We start from the raw sequence: 20669 nt of genomic DNA on the forward strand, positions 1-20669 counted from the left end.
CAGTTTATGATTGCTGCGATTATTTTTAGTGTATTACTGATTGTCGGATTCGGATGGTTCGGAGTGAACATCTTAAAAATTCGTTCCAACATTTTAATGGGGAGAGACACTGACCGGAAAGACAAACCGGGCGAGCGTTGGAAAACAATGGCTTTGGTGGCACTTGGCCAAAAGAAAATGTTTAAAAGACCCATTCCTGCAATTCTGCATTTGGGAATTTACGTGGCGTTTGTGATCACCCAGGTAGAACTGATCGAGATTATTTACGATGGAATATCCGGTTCTCACCGTGCATTCATGGCTTCGCTGGGAGGTTTTTATACGCTTGTCATTTCCATTATCGAAGTACTTTCCGTTGCAGCGCTCATTGCAACTATTGCTTTCCTTTCACGAAGAAATATTTTGAAACTGGCTCGTTTCCAAAAACCGGAAATGAAAGGTTTTCCAACTTTTGATGCAAACCTGATCCTGGTAATGGAGCTAATTTTGGTTTGCTGTATTTTCACGATGAATGGGGCGGATGAGGCTTTGTATTTGAGAGGAGCATCACACGCGGCTCATGAAGCAGGTACTTTTGGCTTTGCTATTTCTTCCTGGGTCGGTCCGCATATTTTTGGCGGAATGAGCACGGAAACATTGCTTGTTTTGGAAAGGATAGGCTGGTGGGGACACTGGTTCATGGTACTGGCATTCCTGAATTACCTGCCATATTCCAAGCATTTCCATATTTTATTGGCATTCCCGAATACCTATTATTCCAACCTGGAGAAAAAAGGAAAGTTCACCAATATGGAAGCAGTTACCAACGAGGTGAAGCTCATGCTGGATCCGACGGCAGATCCGTTTGCTGCTCCGGCTCCTGAAGGTGCTCCACAGCGCTTCGGTGCAAAAGACATTACCGATTTGACCTGGAAAAACCTGATGGATTCTTATACCTGTACCGAATGCGGACGTTGTACAGCATCGTGTCCGGCAAATATTACAGGCAAGAAATTGTCACCGCGTAAGATCATGATGGATACGCGCGACCGAATGGTTGAACTGGCTGACGGAAAACGCAAGAACGGAAAAGATTACGAAGACGGAAAATCCTTGCTTTTTGATTACATCTCAGAAGAAGAAGTATGGGCTTGTACATCCTGCAATGCATGTGTTGAAGCATGTCCGGTAAATATTGATCCGCTGGCGATTATCGTGGATTTGAGAAGATACCTGGTAATGGAAGAATCCAAAATGCCGACAGAGTTGACAGGGATGTTGACAAATATCGAGAATAACGGAGCTCCATGGCAGTTCTCTCCGGCAGACAGAGGAAACTGGATCCATGAAGACTAATGTTATAGAAGTAATTTCAACATTTGAACTTTTCAACATTTGAACAATAATAGAAAAGATTATGAGCACGATACACGTACCGACAATGGCCGAAATGATGGCACAGGGACAAACCCCGGATATTTTGTTTTGGGTTGGTTGTTCGGGGAGTTTTGATGACAGGGCTAAAAAGATCACCAAAGCATTGGTTCGCATTTTGAATGAGTGCAAAGTGAACTTCGCGGTTTTGGGTGCAGAAGAATCCTGTACCGGAGATCCGGCAAAACGTGCAGGAAACGAATTTACCTTCCAAATGCAAGCCATGATGAACATCCAGGTTTTGAATGGATATGAAATCAAGAAAATCGTAACCGCTTGCCCGCATTGTTTCAATACTTTAAAGAACGAATACCCGGAATTGGGAGGAAAATACGAAGTTATTCACCATACGCAACTGATCCAGGAATTAATCAATTCGGGTAAATTGTCTTTGAAAGGTGGTGGTGTATTCAAAGGAAAGAAAATTACCTTCCACGATCCGTGTTACCTGGGAAGGGCAAACGATGTGTATGAAGCGCCCCGGATTTTGATCGAAAAACTCGATGCGGAACTGGTGGAAATGAAACGTTGTAAATCCAATGGCTTATGCTGTGGTGCCGGTGGTGCCCAGATGTTCAAAGAAGCTGAAAAAGGCAACAAGGAAGTCAATGTAGAACGCACGGAAGATGCATTGGAAACACAGGCTTCGATTATTGCTACCGGCTGTCCGTTCTGCAATACCATGATGACGGATGGAGTGAAGAACTTCAATAAAGAAAATGAGATCCAGGTACTGGACGTGGCAGAGTTGATCGCAAATGCAGCTGAATTATGATTCCTTTTGATACCTTGCAAGATCAGGCAAAATTGTGGTCTTACCAGTCAGATCGCCTGTTGACGGATACCGAAGTTCAATGGATCCATGAGCAATTGGGACCTTTTCTCGAAGAATGGGCCGCACATGGAACGAAATTGAAAGCTTACGGAGAAGTCATGAATCACGCACACCTCATTTTGGCAGTGGACGAAAGTGCACACAATGCTTCGGGATGTTCTATCGATACTTCCGTTCGATTTATCAAACAATTAGAGAAAGAATTGGGGATTTCATTCTTCAACCGGTTAAAAATGCTCACGTTATCTGATGGTCAGTTCAAGTATGTCGATTATGCCGACTTGGATCGCTTACCGGAAGAGACCATTGTGTTTAATAACACGGTCAGCAATGTAGGTGAATTCAAGAATTTCTGGAAATCCCCCGTAAAAAAGATCATTTCTCAACAATAACGTTAAAAATTAAATAAGCTGATCCAGGTCAGTTTTCTTCCGGTGCTTTTCTCCAAACTTTGCATGAAATTGCAGTTATGGAATGGAAACGAAAGTCAGAAACGGAAATCAAACAACGCGTTTTTGGAGCCTTAAAAGGCAACGTGAATTACCGGGATGGTTCTATTTTGGGAATTCCGGGAACCCAACTTGATTCGAAGGTCTTTTCGGAAGAAATCAGTTTTGTCAGAGAGTCTCCTTATTTGTTTACACTTGTTCAAAATCCGAATCACATTGGTTGTCATACTTTGGGTGATTCCGAATCTTATTTTGAAGGAACTCAAGGATTGGAGCGGGAAGTAATCCGCATTTGCGCTGAGAATATTTTGTGTGCAGCTCCTCATTCCGTAGACGGGTACATTGCATCCGGAGGCACAGAAGCGAATTTACAGGCCATTTGGATTTACCGCAATTATTTCATGTATGAACACGGGGCTTCTTTATCCGAGATTGCAATTGTTTGCAGTGAAGACAGTCATTACAGCATGCAAAAAGCCGGAAACATGTTCCAGGTCCGGTGCGTTTTATTACCGGTGGAAGAAAAAACACGCAAGATTGACCGTTTGGCTGCTGAAGAGAAACTTTCCATGTTGAAGCAAGCAGGAGTGAAGTGCCTCATTGTTGTCAGTAATATGATGACGACTATGTTCGGTTCGATAGATGACGCAGATCTATATGCAGAGTTAATGCAAAATCACGGGTTTGAGTTCAGGATTCATATCGATGCGGCTTACGGCGGGTTTTATGCTCCACTGATTGACGAATCAAACACCATTGATTTCCGCCATCCGAATATTCATTCCTTTACAATGGATGCGCACAAACTATTGCAGGCACCTTACGGAACGGGGATTTTCCTGATCCGAAAGGGATGGATGAAGTATGCTCAAACAGACGCAGCATCGTATGTTGCCGGAGCCGATTGTACGATTTCGGGAAGCCGTTCGGGAGCCAATGCAATAGCAATCTGGTTGATTTTTTCAGCTTATGGCAGACATGAATGGTTTGAGAAATGTTCGACTCTTGAACGGAGGGCTTCCTGGTTGGCCAAAGAGCTGGATAAACGCAAGATCAGTTATTATCGTTCTCCGCTTTCGAACATCATTACCTTGGAGGCATCAGAGGTTCCGGATGACCTGGTAACTCCATTCGGATTGGTCCCGGATGACCATCATCGTCCTTCCTGGCTGAAAATTGTGGTAATGGAGCATGTTACGATTGAAAAGCTGGAATTCTTTCTGGAAGAACTGGATTCGAAGCGTTTTTTGGAAGTATCCGATTTACAACTTATTTGAGTGCTATTTAGATGTGGATAGACGGATTACAGGTTTTTCCGTTTTTCTTTTTCCGCTTCATCCTGCGCTTTTTTTTCGGCCGCTTCCCGTGCTTCTTTTTTCTTGCTCACATTTAAGCGGATTCCTCCTACAATTCGCAGGTTGTAGTAGGTTTGTTTATACGAGAAATCATTAAATGCAATCGATTTGTTGTCGAAGTCACTCACAAACATGATAAAATACTTCGGTTTGTTGATCCCGCCAACAATTTTGAAATCCACACGCGGAGCAAGTCCAAGAAAGCTCCGGGTTGTACCCTCGAATGTGTAAATCTTGGATTGCAGCACCAATCCCAATCCGCCCATGATCCCTATTTGGAAAATCCGCCACCTGCGTACATAGGCGTAGCCGGGAACGACTCCCACATCAAAAGCCCCGATCACACTTGCGGAAGTTTTGCTTTCTGCGGTGTCCTGTAATTCTATCGGGAGAATAGGTTGAGCAGAAGAAATTCCGTAGTAATTTGTGGTATATTTTAAATAGAATGTTCTCACATCCCGGTGATAAGAAGCTGTTTTCCCTTTGAAAGCCGCCATTTTGAAATCGTTCTTAAAGAATTGCCAGGCATTGATGGAGAAACTGGCAGCATTGATATCTTCCCGGATCAGGTTCGGTTCATCCGGACTGATCGTATCGTTCCAACGGTCTGCATTTTTCATGGCATATCCCTGGTACAAATGCCAGTCAACATCAAAGTACATGTTTTTGAAACTGAAGTCAAAACCCAGGTCATAGTACGTGGTCTTCCCGAATTTATTCTTGGAACGGACAGAATTCGGTAAGGTAATCCCGAATCGCAAAGACATCCATTTGTAGGAAAAACCAAAACCCAGTACAGGATTAAAGTTATTCCTGAATTTGACGTGTTTGATTTCCTGGGTGAAGGGATAGGAAATGGACATCGGTGCGGTACTCCATCCAAAATCCGAATACAGGACCAAGCGATTTTTGTATTTCTGATACGGCAATAAGCTATCCATTTCCTGGCTGTGAGCGCCAATTGCAAATACACTTAAAAACGATATGAGAAACCAAATTTTACTCATTTATACCTTGTATGGAACACAAAAATGCGAATTCTTTTGCAACTTCCAGTCGTTCAGTTGATCTTCCTGAACCGCCGCCATGTCCGGCACTCATGGTGCAATCAAACAAGATCGGCGCAGTTCCCGTATGGTTTTTTCTCAGTTTTGCCACCCATTTTAAGGGTTCCCAGTATTGGACCTGTGAATCGTGATACCCCGTAGTAATCAACATGGCTGGGTAATTCATTTTCTTCACATGGTCGTAGGGAGAATAGCTCAACATATACCAATACGGATTTTCTTCATTCGGGTTTCCCCATTCTTCATATTCGCCTACAGTCAACGGGATGCTTTCGTCCAACATCGTTGTAACCACGTCTACGAACGGAACCTGTGCAATTACCCCTTTAAACAGGTAAGGAGCCATATTGGTTACAGCTCCCATCAATAAACCGCCGGCACTTCCACCTTGTGCGTAAATGGAATTCGGGTCGCAATACCCCTTCAGTGCCATCCATTCAGCTGCATTGATGAAATCGGTAAAGGTATTTCGCTTGTGATTTAGTTTTCCGTCCTGGTACCAGTTTTCTCCCAGGAATTTCCCTCCGCGGATATGGGCAATCGCAAAGACAAAGCCCCTGTCGAGTAAGCTGATGCGGGTTGCTGAAAAAGCTGCGGGAATTGTCACGCCATAGCTTCCGTAACCGTAAAGCAGAAGCGGCGCCTTCTTCAAATCAATTCCCTTTTTGTAAACAACAGAGATCGGAATTTGCTGTCCGTCATTTGCTGTGGCCCAGATCCGTTCGGAAATATAATTTTCTGAACGGAAATTCCGGTCGATCAGTGTTTTCTGGAAGAATAAACGGGTTGTTTTATTTTTTACGTCGTATTTATAAATGGAACTCGGGTTGGTCAATGATGTGTAGTGGTAATTCACAACCGTCGATTCGTAGTTCTCGTTGAAACTGAAATTCAATTCGTAGACCTCTTCCGGTAAGGATATGTTTGAAAAGTCCGTTGCATCCAGGTTCCCGACAGAAATTTCTGTTCTTCCCATTTTTCGTGATTGAACAGCCAGAAAATGCTTAAAAACTTCCACGTCATCCAGGTAAGTATCTTCGTCGTGGGCAATCAATACCTCACAACGTTCAATAGAAGCAGGAATGGTTTTCGAGAATACCAGTTTCCTGTTCGGGCTGTTTTTATTGGTCAAAATATAAAATCCCGTTTCATGGTGACTGACCTCATACAAATGGTCTTTTTCTCTTTTCAGGAAACAACGCGCCTTTTCCGCCGGTTTATCTGCTTCGATCATCCACGTTTCAGAGCTGGTACTGCTGACGGAATGAATCAGGATAAATTGTTTATCCAGCGTTTTAGTGATATACGTATAAAAACGTTCGTCTTGTTCTTCGAATACCAATTCGTCCTTCGAACCGTCGGTTCCCAATACGTGTTTATAAACCTGGAATTCACGAAGTGTGACCGGATCTTTTTTGACATAAAAAACCGTTTGATTGTCATTCGCCCAGAGAATACTTCCATCGGTTCCGGGAATTTGTTCTTTCCGAATTTTTCCGCTTTTGTTTTCTCGAAAGGAGATCGTGTAATTGCGTCGGCCGATCTTGTCCTGGGAAAAAGCGATCAGTTCGTTATTCGGAGAAAGGGAGAAATCTCCTAAGGAATAATATTCGTGCCCTTCCGCCAATGCATTCTCATCCAAGAATACAGTTTCCTTTTTTCCTTCCATCAGGATCAGTTGCCTGTAATCTTTGTCCTTTAGTTGCCGCCATTGAAAGGTTTTTCCCTGGATCTCAAAAGGAGCACTGGTTTCTTCCGGGTTGATCCGTCCGTCGAATTCCTTTAAAAAAGTAGTTACCAACGATTGGTTCCTGTCAAAAAAAGCATTGGAATAGCTGTTTTCTTCGGCGATGTAATCCAGTACCGGTTTGGAATCGCGTTCGTTCATCCAGAAGTACGGATCAATTCTTACGTGATTGTGTTTAATCAGTTCTTTGGGGATTTCCCGGGCAACGGGAGCAAGAAGTTGTATTTGTGAATTCACGATAAATGGAGTAAATGAGATCAATAAGAATAACCGGATAAAAATCGTCATGCTACAAATTTAAGAGAACTCCTTGAAGAATTGTGGGTCGGTTGCGCTAGTTTATTAACTTTGTTTTCATGAAAAAAGCATATAAATTTCTTCTGAATAAATTACCCAGGCCGCTTTTAATCCGTTTGAGCTATATCTTTAAGTTCTTTGCGCCTGTGATTTACAAGGGAAATAAGGTTGAATGTCCGGTATGTGAACGAAAATTCAGGAAGTTCCTGTCTTATGGATCGGATGTTGCACACCGGGAGAATGTACTTTGTCCGTATGACCTTACGTTGGAGCGACATCGGTTGATGTGGCTCTACCTTAAAAGAGAAAGTAATTTTTTTACTGCAGATCAACTAAAGGTGCTTCACATTGCGCCGGAACAATGCTTTCACAAGAAATTTCAGAAGCAGTCAAATCTGGATTATTTAACCGGAGACCTGGTCTCACCGATTGCAGACCTGCATTTTGATCTGCACCAGATTCCACTGGAAGACAACCGCTTTGATGTGGTTTTCTGTAATCACGTAATGGAACATGTAGACGACGCGTTACAATGTATGAAAGAACTGCACCGGGTAATGGCTCCCGGCGCATGGGGAATTATGCAGGTCCCGCAAGACATGAACCGGGAAGAAACCTACGAAGATTGGAGTATCACATCCCCTGAAGAACGCGAAAAACATTTCTGGCAAAAGGACCATGTTCGCCTGTTTGGAAGGGATTATCCGCAGTGGCTTGAGAAAGCCGGTTTCGAAGTAGAAATAGCGTTTGCGAACCATCCCATTTCAGACGAAGAAATCGAGCGTTTCCGGCTGATGAAAAGCGAATTGCTGTATATTGTAAGAAAAAAATAACAGCTTGATTTCTTTTTTCATAGTAACTTAGTAGTTAAGGTGTTATGAATTTCAATAAAAGCGTGTTTTTTGGTGCTCTACTGATCATTCTTATCGGTTGGAATTGTTCTGGTCCGGAAGAAAAAACAGTGTTTTCAAAAATTCCTTTTCCCAAAGATAATCCGATCACCGCTGAAAAAATCGCCTTTGGCAAAAGGCTTTTCTTTGATAAACGCTTATCCCGAAATAACGAGATGTCTTGTGCAACTTGTCACAGACCTGACAAAGCATTTACAGACGGTTTACCTAAGAGCAAGGGAGTAAACGGCGCCCTTGCCATGCGGAACGCACCGAGTATTCTCAATAGTTCGTATTTCAAAAGGTATATGTATGACGGAGAAGTAAAGACCCTGGAAGAACAAGTCCTTGTCCCGATCCAGGATCACCGGGAAATGGGAAGTTCGATGAAAGAGGTCCTCCGAAAACTTTCCAAAGATTCCCGCTACAGGGAACTTGCGAAATCCATTTTCAACCGGGAACTGGACGCTTACGTTGTTACGCGTGCAATCAGCACGTATGAGCGATCATTGATTAGCCGGAGCAGCAGGTTCGATCGTTACAGGGCAGGAGAGAAGACAGCGCTTAATGCCAACGAACTGGCAGGCTGGAAGTTGTTTTCCGAAAAATTGTACTGCACGAAATGTCATCCCGCACCTGACTTCACGAATTACCGGGTGCTTAGTAACGGACTTTACAGAGATTACGGAACAGACCAGGGAAGATTCCGGATTAACGGGGAAGAGAAAGAGAAAGGAACCTTTAAAGTTCCGAGTCTGCGTAATGTATCCTTAACTGCTCCGTACATGCATGATGGGAGTATGAAAACACTAAAAGAAGTGATCCTCCATTATTCAAATGGGGGGGCGGATCATCCGAACAAATCTGCTATAATACAGCGGTTTTCATTAACTGATTTGGAAATCAATCAGTTGTGTTCTTTTCTCGAGACATTGGTTGATACATCGGGAGTGAATTAGGTATAATTCTACTTAATTGATAGGATTAATTGTCTTATTCGTCGAAAAACTGTTAAAAAAGCACTCGCATTTTTCATATTTGATAATAAATTGAAAAATATCCCGTTATATTAGTTATACCCAAGCAATAAATTATGCAAACCCAAAATCCAAATATACCATGGCAATTAATGTCTATTTCCACCAGTCACCGGAACTTCTCCAGGAGGAGCAAGTATGGGTGATGCAGGCAAAGGAGGATCCGGCAAGATTCGAACCTTTGTACCGCAAGTATTATGATGCGATACTTCGCTATTTGAAACAACGCATGGAAGACCCGGAGCAAGCCCACGATGTCGCTTCGCAAGTCTTTATCAAAGCGATCAAAAATTTATCGAAGTATGAAGACCGCGGTGTACCGTTCGGTTCATGGCTTTACAGAATTGCCAAGAGCGAATTGTACCAGTCCTATCGGGAAATGCAATCGAAGAGAACTGTTTCTATGGAGCATGTTCAGATTCCAATTTTCGATACGTTATTTTTTGATAACCAAGAGTTTGAGCATAATCGATCCTTGTTATTATCGGCAATGCAAAAATTAAAACAAGAGCAATTAAAATTGATTGAAATGCGGTTTTTTGAACAATTAAGTTTTAAAGAAATCGGAGAAACAATCGGTATCACAGAGAACAATGCGAAAGTGAAAACTTTCAGGGCATTGGAGAAACTAAGAGAATATTTCTTAGGCAGATACGCAGCTTAAAAGCAAAGGGCCTTCCGGATGGAAGGTCTTTTTTTTGTCTTTTTCCGGCAGTTCCATTCATATGACAGGTTTGGGGATTGATGGTGATTTTTAGGAAATAATGATATCATTATAAGTCCTTTCGAGAGGGAGACGATGAAAGTCAAAGAATTATTTATGAGGTAAATAGCCCCTTTTTAAAGGTCGGGTATTGTATTATATTTGACGGGTGGTTTTTTGTGTTTTTTTTGGATTTGTGAAAAATCCATTCAATAAAACCGGTTACTTGTTCATTAACAATGTCATTTTAAAAAAAAGCAACAAAATTTTTAGGTGGCTGTGATATAAAAACCTTAATTTAGCATCGTGGAATCTACTACAACATAAATTTTTAGAATGAAGTACATAACTCTAACTATTTTATCTATAGTTTCAACAGTTTCACTTGCGCAAAGTTCAAATTTCAACACTCAGCGAAATTGGGCGATGAACAAGAAAGAAATTTCTATCGGTCTTGGAGCAACCAGTTTCTTGGGAGACTTGGGTGGAGCAAATCAAATAGGTACGGACTATAGTTTAAAAGACATTGATTTCAATTCAACTCACATTGGGGGGTCTTTATCGTTCAGATATCGCTTTCATCCTTATTATGCGACATCTACCATGGTGAACCTTGGTATGCTGCGCGGTAATGATGCATTGACTTCAGAACAATTCCGAAACATGAGAAATCTTTCTTTCCGCTCATTTTTTGCAATGTTGAGTCAGCGGTTTGAAATCATTGTTCTGGCAAATGAGAAAATTGGTCGCAGGTATAATATACCGGGACTAAGAGGATTTACGGATCACAATGAGCAATTGTACCTGATCGGTGGTATTGGTTTGATGTATTACAATCCAAAGGCTTTGTATCAGGGAGGCTGGGTTAATTTGCAAAGCATGCATACGGAAGGTCAGGGACTTCCCGGTGGACCTGCAGAGTACAAACGGATTACGGCCACGGTTCCTCTTGGTGTCGGATTCAGAATGGGAATCAACCGGATGTGGAGAGTTGGTTTGGAAGCATGTTATGTAAAAACATTCTCTGATTATATTGATGATGTGCACGGTGAATATTATGATCCTGCCATTATCGGTGCGTCTTACGGACCTCAGGCAGCGTATTTGTCGAATCCTTCCAACACACCTTCAGCATTCAATCCAGGTAGTCAAAGAGGGGATAAGCAGAAAGATGCGTTCCTGTATGTGAATATCATGGTGACACGAAATATTACGTATAAGTCTTCTTCCAGAAGCGGACCGATGAAATTTGGAAAACGCCACTACAGAGCGAAGTTCTAATTCGAATTTTAAAATTCTTTTAACAAAACGGGTTTGTCTATTGACAAGCTCGTTTTGTGTTTTTACCTTTGGTACAAATTGATAGAATGTACCCAATCCTGAGATGGTTTCTCTTTAAGTTTGATCCCGAAAAAGTTCATTATTTTACGTTCAGATTATTAGGCTTTTGGCTGAAAGTGCCCCTCGTAAAACCGATCTGGAAATCCATTTATTGTATTCAGAATCCCTTATTGGAAACAACCGTTGCCGGAATAAAATTTCCGAATCCGGTTGGTTTAGCTGCCGGATTTGATAAGAATGCTTTACGAATCAACGAACTTGCAGCATGTGGTTTTGGATTCATTGAGATTGGTACGGTGACCCCGGTTGCACAGGATGGGAATCCGAAACCGCGTTTGTTCCGTTTACTGGAAGACCAGGCAATCATTAACCGCATGGGATTCAATAATGATGGAGCGGATGTGATTGTTGAGCGATTAAAAAAATTGAATCCGGACTGTATCATCGGTGGAAATATCGGTAAGAATAAAGTTACCCCGAACGAAGAAGCGACATCGGACTATTTAAAGTGCTATCATGCTCTGGAGCCATACGTAGATTACTTCGTGGTGAATGTTTCTTCTCCCAATACACCGAATTTACGTGAGCTTCAGGATAAGGAACCTTTGACTCAGTTACTTCAGGCTTTAATAGACGAACGGAGCAGGCTAGGTTCGTCAAAACCGATTTTTTTAAAAATTGCCCCGGACCTAACTGATTCCCAGTTAGATGACATCGTGGACATCGTCAATGAAACAAAAATTGCCGGAGTAATTGCGACAAATACGACTATCGAAAGAGGAAATTTAGTAACTTCAAGCAGCAAAATCGAATCAATCGGTGCGGGTGGAGTTTCCGGTAAACCCCTGACACAAAGATCTACTCAAGTAATTAGCTATTTGTACCAAAAATCAAGTGGCTCTTTTCCGATCATTGGCGTTGGTGGAATTTATTCGGGGAAAGATGCAATCGAAAAATTAATGGCAGGAGCAAGCCTGATACAGGTTTATTCAGGATTTATATACGAGGGCCCCGCTTTGGTGAAGCGAATCAATAAAGCGGTTTTGAAAAAAAGAAAAGAAATTGCACATGGATAATAGTCGCGTTTTTATTACTGAGTGTCCTCGAGATGCTATGCAGGGAATCAAGGAATGGATTGATACCGCAGATAAAATTTATTATTTGAATTATCTGCTGAAGTGCGGTTTTGATACGCTTGATTTCGGAAGTTTTGTTTCCCCTAAAGCAACTCCTCAAATGCGCGATACTGCATCTGTTCTGGAAGGATTGGACGACAGTGAAACCAAACTGCTGGCAGTCATCCCCAATGAAAGAGGTGCTGAAGATGCCGCTAAATTTGGGCGGATCCATTTTTTAGCATATCCCTTTAGTATTTCGGAAACGTTTCAATTGAGAAATACCAATGCTACGATTGAAGAGTCTTTAAGGAGGGTAGAAGCAATTGCCAATATCTGTCACAAAGAAAACAAAGAATTGATGCTTTACCTTTCCATGGGATTTGGGAATCCATATGGGGATGCCTGGTCCCCGGACCTCATTGTAACCTGGGCAGAACGATTGACACAATTATTTGAAGTTTCCCGTCTTTCATTGGCAGATACTATCGGTGCTGCTACTCCTGAGCTGGTGAAGCAGGTTTTTTCAACGATTTCTACGGAGTTCTCAAATATACAGATCTCAGCGCATTTACATACTTTAAAGGAAAATGCTTCTAAATTAACGCAGGCAGCTTATGAAGCAGGTTGCCGTTATTTTGAAGGGGCAATTAAAGGGTATGGGGGCTGCCCGATGGCAAAAGATGAACTGACAGGAAATATGCCCACCGAGCGTATGATGGAATGGTTTAAAGAAAAAGGAATTGAAACAGGTGTCGATCCGATCCGTTTTTCAGAAGCATTTGTAACTTCTTCCAAAATCTTTCATTAATTAGTAAACATTGCCATGAGATTTAAATTCGTGTTCCTTCTTCCTGCAGTATTCCTGGCTTTTGCCTGTGACGATGAAGCAGATGGTGAAATTACCATTGAAAAAAGGCACACCTCGGCTGATAACGAAAAGGCGGATAAGACAATCAGTACGGATTTTAATGCGAATGCGTTTTCCTCCAAAGCGGAAGCTGAACTTTTGAAGGAATTGCACCTGTGTGATCCGAAAGCAACATCGGATGAGGATCCCGAACATCCAACCTGCAGCCCGAAATACTTTCGATTTTTTAAACTAAATAAACAAACCCCGTTGAAAGATGGATTCAAATTGCTGATCAAAGCCGGTGTGAACGGGTTTCCTTTGAGGCGTTTGTTGATTTTCGAACGGGAAAATGATGTGCTGGTGAAGTTGAACGGGTTTAACGGAAACCTGATTGAAGAACGCCCGTCTGCTTCTGGATATAATGACCTGGTGATTCGGTTCCCGGACAATATCAATCAAAATATTACATATTACAATTGCGTGTTCAGGTGGAAAGATGGCAAGTATGAGTATGTAAACTGTGAAGTGATCGATGAAGATGTCCCTCGAAAAGTAAAAGCAGAATTCATTGACTCGATGGGAGTTGAGATCAAGAAAATTTTGGACCGGAATGATATGATCTTTTAATTGAAGTCAACCCGGGAAGCTATCCGGAATAGCTTTCAAAAATGAAAGAAAATGAAGTCTCTCCGTATATTACTGCTCCTGTTGTTAACTCTAAGTGCTTGCGGAGATACAAGCATTCAACCGATTGACCATTATATTTTAATTCACGACAATTCGTCCAAGGTATGGCTGGTTGATAAACAATTGGACGGAGACAGGGATTATACTCCACTCCAGATCGCATACAAAGAAGTAATCGTTTTTCATGAATCGCGTAATGCGTATTTTCATATTCTGAAAACTTTGGGAACGAAACCGGGAATCAAAATGTCTTATTGGTTAGACGAGTCGAAAAAGGAATTCGGATTTGTGGGGACTAAAAAAAACCTGGTATTTGAGATCGTTACCTTGTCCAGAAGACGAATCGTCCTTAAGCCCAAAAACAATTCCTATAAGTACACGATTGTTTTGATTCCTTTTCCTGAATATTAAATTTGGGCGTTTGAGATGTCAATTTGAGTTACTGATTTGACCTTGTCTTTTTGGACAATCTTTTTATATTTGCCTGTAACTCAACCTTATGAAAAAACGAGTATATTTTCAATTCTTATTTCTTGTTCTGTTTGCTGTTTCCTGCGGTTCTAATGAAGAATGCAGCGATTGCGAACTGGAAAACGCGAAAGATACCATTACTGAAGCCGACGATTTAGAGACGGCTTTAAAGGATACGAACACAGAGAAAAAGTCTGTTGCAATCGAAAATATAGAAAATCACGAGAAGATTGTCAAAAAGTACGGAGAACAGTGGGATTTTTGTACCTGCGTGGTTGCAAATGACTCCATTAACGATGCTTTCGAAAAAGGCAATATGAGTTCGAAACAAGAAGAGAAGTTAATGGCCAGATGGGAGTATGTGGATACTAAATGCAAAGAGTTATTGACTACTCCGAACACCACACCGGAAGAACGCGCAAAACACGATAAGAAAGTAATGAAGTGTTTGAAGCAGAATGGCTTGAAGAAGTAAAATAAGTAAACTACAAACTACCAGGGGTGCGCTTAATCGGGGAATAACCACCATGCTTGCCCATCGTTTTTTTCTCCCAAGGAAAGCGAGTGTTCACCTCGGCAGAAGCCAACTTCCGTATACCGTTCGGCTGAGTTCACGTCAAAGTCAGTGGTAAAAATTGCATGATACATAGCTCCCTCTACATTTATCCCAATTGATAAAAAAAGCCGGTCTATCAACTGATAAACCGGCTTTTTATTCTATTTCGTCTAACGATTAATAGTAAATCAAACGTTGTACTTTCGTAATATGCTTCGCCAAACGAATCACTTGTTTCGTATATCCGAACTCATTGTCGTACCAGGTGTAAAGAACGACGTTCTTTCCATCCAGGGATACAATCGTTGCATGAGAATCGTAAACCGAGCAACAGGTATTTCCGATAATATCACTGGATACCAATTCCGGATCGTAAGAGTAGAAAATCTGGTTTACCAAATCACCTTCCAAAGAAGCTGTTCTGACCACGTTATTCACATCTTCAACCGTTGTTCCGTTTTTCAATTCCAATGAAAGAATTGCCAATGAACCGTTTGGAGTAGGTACACGAACCGCATTTGCAGTTAGTTTGTCCTTCAGGTCAGGGATCACCTTTGTTACGGCTGCGCCGGCACCTGTTGATGTAATAACCATATTGATCGCAGCTGAACGTCCGCGACGGGATGATTTGTGCATGTTATCCAATAAGTTTTGGTCGTTGGTATACGCATGAACCGTTTCAATATGTCCTTTTACAATTCCGAAAGCATCGTTTACTACTTTCAGGATAGGGGAGATCGCATTTGTTGTACAGGAAGCTGCAGAATAAATCGTTTCATTTTCCACATCCAATGTTCCTTGGTTGATACCATATACCACATTCGGAACTTCTTTCCCGGGAGCAGTCAGAAGGACTTTAGAAACTCCTTTTGCTGCCATGTGTCTGGATAAAGCTTCGCGGTTTGTGTATACACCTGTATTATCAATGACCAAAGCGTTGCTGATTCCATATTTTGTGTAATCTACATCTTCCGGGTTGGAAGCATCGATCATGTGAACAATTTGTCCGTTAATGATCAGTGTTTTGTTTTCCAGGTCTTCCACAACGCTTCCTCTGAAAGCACCGTGCACAGAATCAGAGCGTAATAAAGCGGCCCGTTTAACGATGTCTTTATCACTCGCACCACGTGTAACGATGGCACGTAAACGCAATTGCTGACCTTTACCGGCTTGTTTGATCAGTTCGCGTGCAGCCAAACGACCGATACGACCAAAACCGTACAAAACCACATCTCTAGGTTCAACAGAACCGGAAGCACTGGTGAATTTACCTAATTTAGCACCTAAAAAAGCTGATTTTGACTCAAATGCACTTCCTTCAGCAATCCACTCACTGGATAACTTACCAATGTCGATTTTAGCGGGAGCCAAATCCATTTTTAACAACTCTTCTGCCAAAGAAGCTGTTGTTTCAATGTCAATTGGTTTCTTCACAACATTTTTTGCATACTCATGCAGGTTCAGGATTTCAGAAATAGTAATGTCTGTAAGATGATTACGGAACAAAACCAATTCAATTCCTTTGTCGTAAAGCAATTCACCAACGTGACTTGACAATTTAACAGCTGCGCGTTCTTTTTGAACGTGCATGTTTAACTCTTTTTCATAGCCTAATGCAGCTTCCATCTAAAGTGTATATTTATTTGTTGTTTATTTTCAGTGATTTAGCATGTGTATAAAGCAAAAAAGGCCGCCCGCGTTAGCAGACAGCCTTTTTTCTTATCCTAAATATGCTTTCAATAACTTATTTCGAGAGGTGTGTCGAAGACGTCTGATCGCCTTCTCTTTAATTTGTCGGACACGCTCACGTGTCAGGTTAAACTTGGCACCAATCTCTTCTAATGTCAGACCGTGATTCATTCCGATTCCGAAGAACAAACGAATGATCTCACGTTCTTTATCTGTCAGGGTGCTTAATGAACGTTCGATCTCTCGTTGAAGAGATTCGGCCATTAAGGCATGGTCAGCTTTCGGTGAGTCGGTATTGGCCATAACATCCATCAATGTACCACCATCTTCAGAAGAAGAAAGGGGAGCATCCATAGATACGTGACGACCCGAAACATTCAAGCTTTCTTTAATTTTATCTTCCGGAACTTCTAAAGCTTCAGCCAATTCTTCTGCTGAAGGTGGTCTTTCGAATTCTTGTTCCAATCTGGAAAAAGCCTTGTTGATCTTATTTAAAGAACCAACCTGGTTTAAAGGTAACCGAACAATACGTGCTTGTTCAGCCAAAGCCTGTAAGATGGATTGACGAATCCACCAAACAGCATAGGAGATGAATTTAAATCCACGCGTTTCGTCAAACTTCTGTGCAGCTTTGATCAAACCTAAATTCCCTTCATTAATTAAATCGGGTAATGTCAATCCTTGATTTTGATACTGTTTTGCTACAGACACGACGAAACGTAAATTTGCACGGGTTAATTTTTCGAGTGCCCGTTGATCGCCTTGTTTGATTTTTCGCGCCAATTCTACTTCTTCCTCAGCGGTGATTAGCTCTTCTTTACCAATGTCCTGAAGATATTTGTCTAACGACTGGCTCTCACGATTGGTAATCGATTTTGTAATCTTAAGTTGTCTCATGTAATGAACTTCGTTTTATAACGATTAATGAAAATCAGGGTGCAAAGTTACGACGAAATGGAAGTGATTTCCAAATAAAAAAGGCAGATTTTTGGGAGATTTTCACCTCTCAAAAACCATGCCTTAACATTTTTTTAATATACTTTCCCAAATTACGGCACTTTCATGACGGAAGTTCAAAAAGTTTAAGCGTTAAAAAGTTCAAAATTAACGAATAATGATTTTTGAATTCTGCACCGACGCTAAAGCTTTAGCGCAAGCATTTTGAGCATTTTAATCTGTTAAACCTGTTTGATTTATAAACCAAATCCGACATATTCTTTTTTACCGCTTTCAGAAAGGATTTCCAATAGGACTCCTCCTTTTGATGAGTTTAGAATCCGGGTTAACTGTTCAACCGATTCGATTTGGGTCTGATTGATCTTGGTAACGATATCGCCCTCTGTCAGTCCGCTGGATTTCAATTTCCCTGGTTCCAGTGTTTTTAATTTTACTCCGTAGCTGATATTTAATTCCTTTTTTTCTTTCGCAGTGAGTTCCGCGAAGGTACCACCCAAAGCAGTTGTTTTGCTCATTTCTTCTTTTGATTTCAAAACAGTTTCACCGTCTGCCGACCGCAGTAAAATTTCTTTGATGACTTCCGTTCCGTCTTCTGTGCGTAACGTTAAATTAACCTTGTCACCAGGTCTTCTTTTTCCGATCTCTTCCTGGAGTGAAGCAACCGAGTTTACTTCTCGGGATCCAACTTTCAGGATAACCCAATTTTTCTTTACTCCGGCTTTGTCGGCACCGCCGTCTTCAGTAACCGCAGAAACAAAGACTCCTCTTGTAGAAGGTAACTTGTTCTTCTCCTTGATTTCCTGGCTGATGTCTGAAATCTGAACTCCTAAATAAGCACGTTGAACAATCCCGAAATCAATGATGTCGCGCATTACTTTATTCACCAGGTTCACCGGAACAGCAAAACTATACCCGGTATAAGAACCTGTTTGCGAAGCGATGGCCGTGTTGATCCCGATCAGTTCACCTCGTGTGTTAACTAAGGCTCCGCCTGAGTTTCCCGGATTCACAGCGGCATCTGTCTGGATAAAGGATTCAATCGGAACATTGGAATTTGATGTTCGGTCTGAAAGCAGGTTGATGTTTCTTGCTTTTGCACTGACAATTCCGGCAGTAACCGTTGATGTTAAGTTGAACGGGTTTCCTACTGCCAATACCCATTCTCCGACACGCAAGTCATCGCTGTTTCCGATGGCGATCGGTTTTAATTCCGGAGCATCAATCTTTAAAACGGCAATATCCGTTGAAGGGTCTGTTCCGATGACAGTTGCGGTGTATTTCGAATTATCGTTCAGAATCACCTCGATTTCGGAAGCGTCTTGGATGACGTGATTATTAGTTACAATATATCCTTCACTGGAAACGATCACTCCTGATCCCGATCCGCTGCCGTATTGTTTGAACTCGCGTCCTCCGGTCCCGGGGCCATAAAAGAATTCATAAAAAGGATCCCGCTGAACTTGTGTTCGGACGACTTTGGTGGTAACGTGGACCACCGAGTTGATCGTGTTCTCAGAAGCTTCAACGAACGATGCTCCTTCTGCAGGAGGCATTCCATTATAGGATACGGTCTTTGCTAAACGATTACCATCAATTACCTGTTCTGAAAGAGGAGTATCCGCCTGGTGAGATAGAAGGAATCCGAAAGCAAATGGAATCATTCCACCGACAATTCCAAGTCCTAGGTATTTCAATGAGTTGTTCATGATATTAAATTAGTTTATGCTAAATTTCTACGCAATTATAATAGTTATCAATTGATGATTGTTACTTTTGTGCTGTTAAAGATTGTTAAGCTAAATGGGCTTGTAACTCAATCACAGTAAAGGATGTATGAATTTACCTTTCGAAAAATATCAGGGAGCGGGGAATGATTTTATCATGATCGATAACCGTTCGGGTGAGTGGAATAAACTTTCCGTTTCAACCGTTCAAAAGCTGTGTGATCGCCGGTTTGGGATCGGGGCGGATGGACTGATTTTAATCAACTCAATCCCCGGTTTTGATTTTGAAGTTGATTATTACAATTCGGATGGGTCCAAAAGCTTTTGCGGAAACGGAGCCCGTTGTTCCGTTGCTTTTGCACACGCACTTGGAATTGCAAAAGATACGGTTTTCTTCCTGGCAATTGATGGCGCTCACAACGCATTTATAAAAGACAATCAGGTGTTTTTGCACATGAATGATGTAGCCGATATGGATACTTCGGCCAAAGATTTCGTTTTGAATACCGGTTCACCGCATTTCATTCATTTTACAGAAAATGTGGCTGATTTTGATATAGTTGCTTATGGAAAACAAATCCGTTATTCGGAGAGGTACAAACAGGAAGGGATTAATGTAAATGCAATTCACCAGTTGGATGAACAATCTTTTGAAATCAGGACCTATGAGCGTGGTGTGGAAGATGAAACACTCAGTTGCGGAACCGGCATAACGGCAGCAGCGCTTGCGTTGGGGGAAAAGAACAACATAAAAGGTGCGTTTGAATACCAAGTCATTTCCCGGGGTGGTTCTTTGTCTGTCCGGTTTGTCCGAACGGATTCCGGATTTAATAACATTTGGTTGATTGGTCCGGCAGAACTTGTTTTTAAAGGAACGGTGGATGTCTGAATTCAACTTTAAAACGATTTACCGGGAGCTTCCGGAACAAATGCTTCGCAAATCGTTTATCTGGATATGGAATGCAGATAAGGTTCCGCCGCATATTGGGATTTCCAGGGGTAAGGATTATTTTAGTTTAACTTACAGGAAATCGGAACACTTACTGACAGCTTCGATGCTTAAAAAGGCGAAAAGATCATTGATTCCCCTGGTTTTAATAGAAATTCCCGAAAGCGTCTTCGTTTCTGATTTGGTTTCCGTTTTCTCGAAATATGATCGCGCCGCCGGTGGACTTACCTGCTTACATCCGATCCGGGAAGTGATGCAGCAAGAAGGTGTAAGCCAATTAGTAAATTTGCTAACTTACTTAGAATCTGAAGATCTGATACTAAAAGTAAACGGGTTGAATTTACCGGAAGGTTACAGAGGAATTCCGGATTACTCAATGGAGGATATTTTGAAGCGGATTTCACAGTTGAATGAAAAATGATTGAATAATCGCAGGGGCAGAAAATTTTCTTTCCCTATGAGAACAGAATTGATCGTGGTAAAATTGTTGAAAGAATTCAAAATGCGCATTCTTACGCTAACACTTTTTCATTT

20 protein-coding genes are annotated in these 20669 nt (G+C 41.7%); 15 read left to right on the forward strand and 5 right to left on the reverse strand.

Annotated features, from left to right (window positions below):
- The first annotated feature begins 6 nt into the window (after positions 1-6).
- The 4 genes from FO442_RS00500 to FO442_RS00515 all read left to right on the forward strand — a co-directional run bounded on the left by FO442_RS00500 (position 7) and on the right by FO442_RS00515 (position 3974).
- Positions 7-1335, forward strand: a complete 1329-nt coding sequence (locus FO442_RS00500; protein WP_144331175.1) for a 4Fe-4S dicluster domain-containing protein — start codon at positions 7-9, stop codon at positions 1333-1335.
- A 61-nt stretch (positions 1336-1396) separates the two neighbouring features.
- Positions 1397-2188, forward strand: a complete 792-nt coding sequence (locus tag FO442_RS00505) for a (Fe-S)-binding protein (RefSeq protein WP_425459990.1) — start codon at positions 1397-1399, stop codon at positions 2186-2188.
- The gene (locus FO442_RS00510) at positions 2185-2640 is read left to right on the forward strand and encodes a hypothetical protein (RefSeq protein WP_144331177.1); all 456 of its coding nucleotides are present in this window, start codon (positions 2185-2187) and stop codon (positions 2638-2640) included. Before FO442_RS00505 ends, FO442_RS00510 begins: the two co-directional genes overlap by 4 nt.
- 77 nt (positions 2641-2717) lie before the next feature.
- Complete coding sequence (locus FO442_RS00515; protein WP_144331178.1) at positions 2718-3974, forward strand: pyridoxal phosphate-dependent decarboxylase family protein; 1257 nt, start codon at positions 2718-2720, stop codon at positions 3972-3974.
- 26 nt (positions 3975-4000) lie between these two features.
- Here FO442_RS00515 and FO442_RS00520 read toward each other — a convergent pair whose 3' ends face one another.
- Together FO442_RS00520 and FO442_RS00525 are read right to left on the reverse strand one after the other, a co-directional pair.
- A complete protein-coding gene (locus FO442_RS00520) occupies positions 4001-5059 on the reverse strand; it encodes a DUF4421 family protein (protein ID WP_144331179.1) in 1059 nt (352 codons plus the stop codon).
- Positions 5052-7154, reverse strand: coding sequence for a S9 family peptidase (locus FO442_RS00525; protein ID WP_144331180.1), 2103 nt, complete (start codon positions 7152-7154; stop codon positions 5052-5054). Before FO442_RS00525 ends, FO442_RS00520 begins: the two co-directional genes overlap by 8 nt.
- Positions 7155-7222: 68 nt before the next feature.
- Between FO442_RS00525 and FO442_RS00530 the strand changes: the two genes are divergently transcribed.
- From FO442_RS00530 to FO442_RS00570, 9 genes are all read left to right on the forward strand, one after another.
- On the forward strand, positions 7223-7996 hold the full coding sequence (locus FO442_RS00530) for a class I SAM-dependent methyltransferase (RefSeq protein WP_144331181.1): 774 nt from the start codon (positions 7223-7225) through the stop codon (positions 7994-7996).
- Between the two features lie 44 nt (positions 7997-8040).
- On the forward strand, positions 8041-9012 hold the full coding sequence (locus tag FO442_RS00535) for a cytochrome-c peroxidase (RefSeq protein WP_144331182.1): 972 nt from the start codon (positions 8041-8043) through the stop codon (positions 9010-9012).
- Between the two features lie 160 nt (positions 9013-9172).
- Complete coding sequence (locus FO442_RS00540; RefSeq protein WP_144331183.1) at positions 9173-9754, forward strand: RNA polymerase sigma factor; 582 nt, start codon at positions 9173-9175, stop codon at positions 9752-9754.
- Between the two features lie 465 nt (positions 9755-10219).
- The gene (locus FO442_RS00545; protein WP_144331184.1) at positions 10220-11074 is read left to right on the forward strand and encodes a hypothetical protein; all 855 of its coding nucleotides are present in this window, start codon (positions 10220-10222) and stop codon (positions 11072-11074) included.
- Positions 11075-11160: 86 nt separating this feature from the next.
- A complete protein-coding gene (locus tag FO442_RS00550; RefSeq protein ID WP_144331185.1) occupies positions 11161-12210 on the forward strand; it encodes a quinone-dependent dihydroorotate dehydrogenase in 1050 nt (349 codons plus the stop codon).
- A complete protein-coding gene (locus FO442_RS00555) occupies positions 12203-13060 on the forward strand; it encodes a hydroxymethylglutaryl-CoA lyase (RefSeq protein ID WP_144331186.1) in 858 nt (285 codons plus the stop codon). Before FO442_RS00550 ends, FO442_RS00555 begins: the two co-directional genes overlap by 8 nt.
- Positions 13061-13075: 15 nt before the next feature.
- Entirely contained in the window at positions 13076-13729 is a 654-nt protein-coding gene (locus FO442_RS00560) for a hypothetical protein (protein WP_144331187.1), read from the forward strand.
- A gap of 51 nt (positions 13730-13780) precedes the next feature.
- Positions 13781-14200, forward strand: a complete 420-nt coding sequence (locus FO442_RS00565) for a hypothetical protein (protein WP_144331188.1) — start codon at positions 13781-13783, stop codon at positions 14198-14200.
- An 88-nt stretch (positions 14201-14288) separates the two neighbouring features.
- Positions 14289-14735: a hypothetical protein gene (locus FO442_RS00570; RefSeq protein WP_144331189.1), complete on the forward strand. Its 447-nt coding sequence runs from the start codon at positions 14289-14291 to the stop codon at positions 14733-14735.
- Between the two features lie 258 nt (positions 14736-14993).
- On the opposite strand, the gene FO442_RS00575 is transcribed toward FO442_RS00570, so the two are convergent.
- The 3 genes from FO442_RS00575 to FO442_RS00585 form a co-directional block, all read right to left on the reverse strand.
- Positions 14994-16442: a glyceraldehyde-3-phosphate dehydrogenase gene (locus FO442_RS00575; protein ID WP_144331190.1), complete on the reverse strand. Its 1449-nt coding sequence runs from the start codon at positions 16440-16442 to the stop codon at positions 14994-14996.
- A 93-nt stretch (positions 16443-16535) separates the two neighbouring features.
- The gene (locus FO442_RS00580; RefSeq protein WP_124745751.1) at positions 16536-17402 is read right to left on the reverse strand and encodes a sigma-70 family RNA polymerase sigma factor; all 867 of its coding nucleotides are present in this window, start codon (positions 17400-17402) and stop codon (positions 16536-16538) included.
- Positions 17403-17698: 296 nt separating this feature from the next.
- Positions 17699-19168 (reverse strand): trypsin-like peptidase domain-containing protein, encoded by a 1470-nt coding sequence (locus tag FO442_RS00585; protein ID WP_144331191.1) that lies wholly within the window; start codon positions 19166-19168, stop codon positions 17699-17701.
- Positions 19169-19295: 127 nt separating this feature from the next.
- On the opposite strand from FO442_RS00585, the gene dapF reads away from it, so the two are divergent.
- Together dapF and FO442_RS00595 are read left to right on the forward strand one after the other, a co-directional pair.
- On the forward strand, positions 19296-20075 hold the full coding sequence (gene dapF, locus FO442_RS00590; RefSeq protein ID WP_144331192.1) for a diaminopimelate epimerase: 780 nt from the start codon (positions 19296-19298) through the stop codon (positions 20073-20075).
- Entirely contained in the window at positions 20068-20556 is a 489-nt protein-coding gene (locus FO442_RS00595; RefSeq protein WP_144331193.1) for a hypothetical protein, read from the forward strand. Before dapF ends, FO442_RS00595 begins: the two co-directional genes overlap by 8 nt.
- The last annotated feature ends 113 nt before the right edge of the window (positions 20557-20669 follow it).

It is taken from the genome of Fluviicola chungangensis (assembly GCF_007558725.1).
GTDB lineage: Bacteria > Bacteroidota > Bacteroidia > Flavobacteriales_D > Crocinitomicaceae > Fluviicola > Fluviicola chungangensis.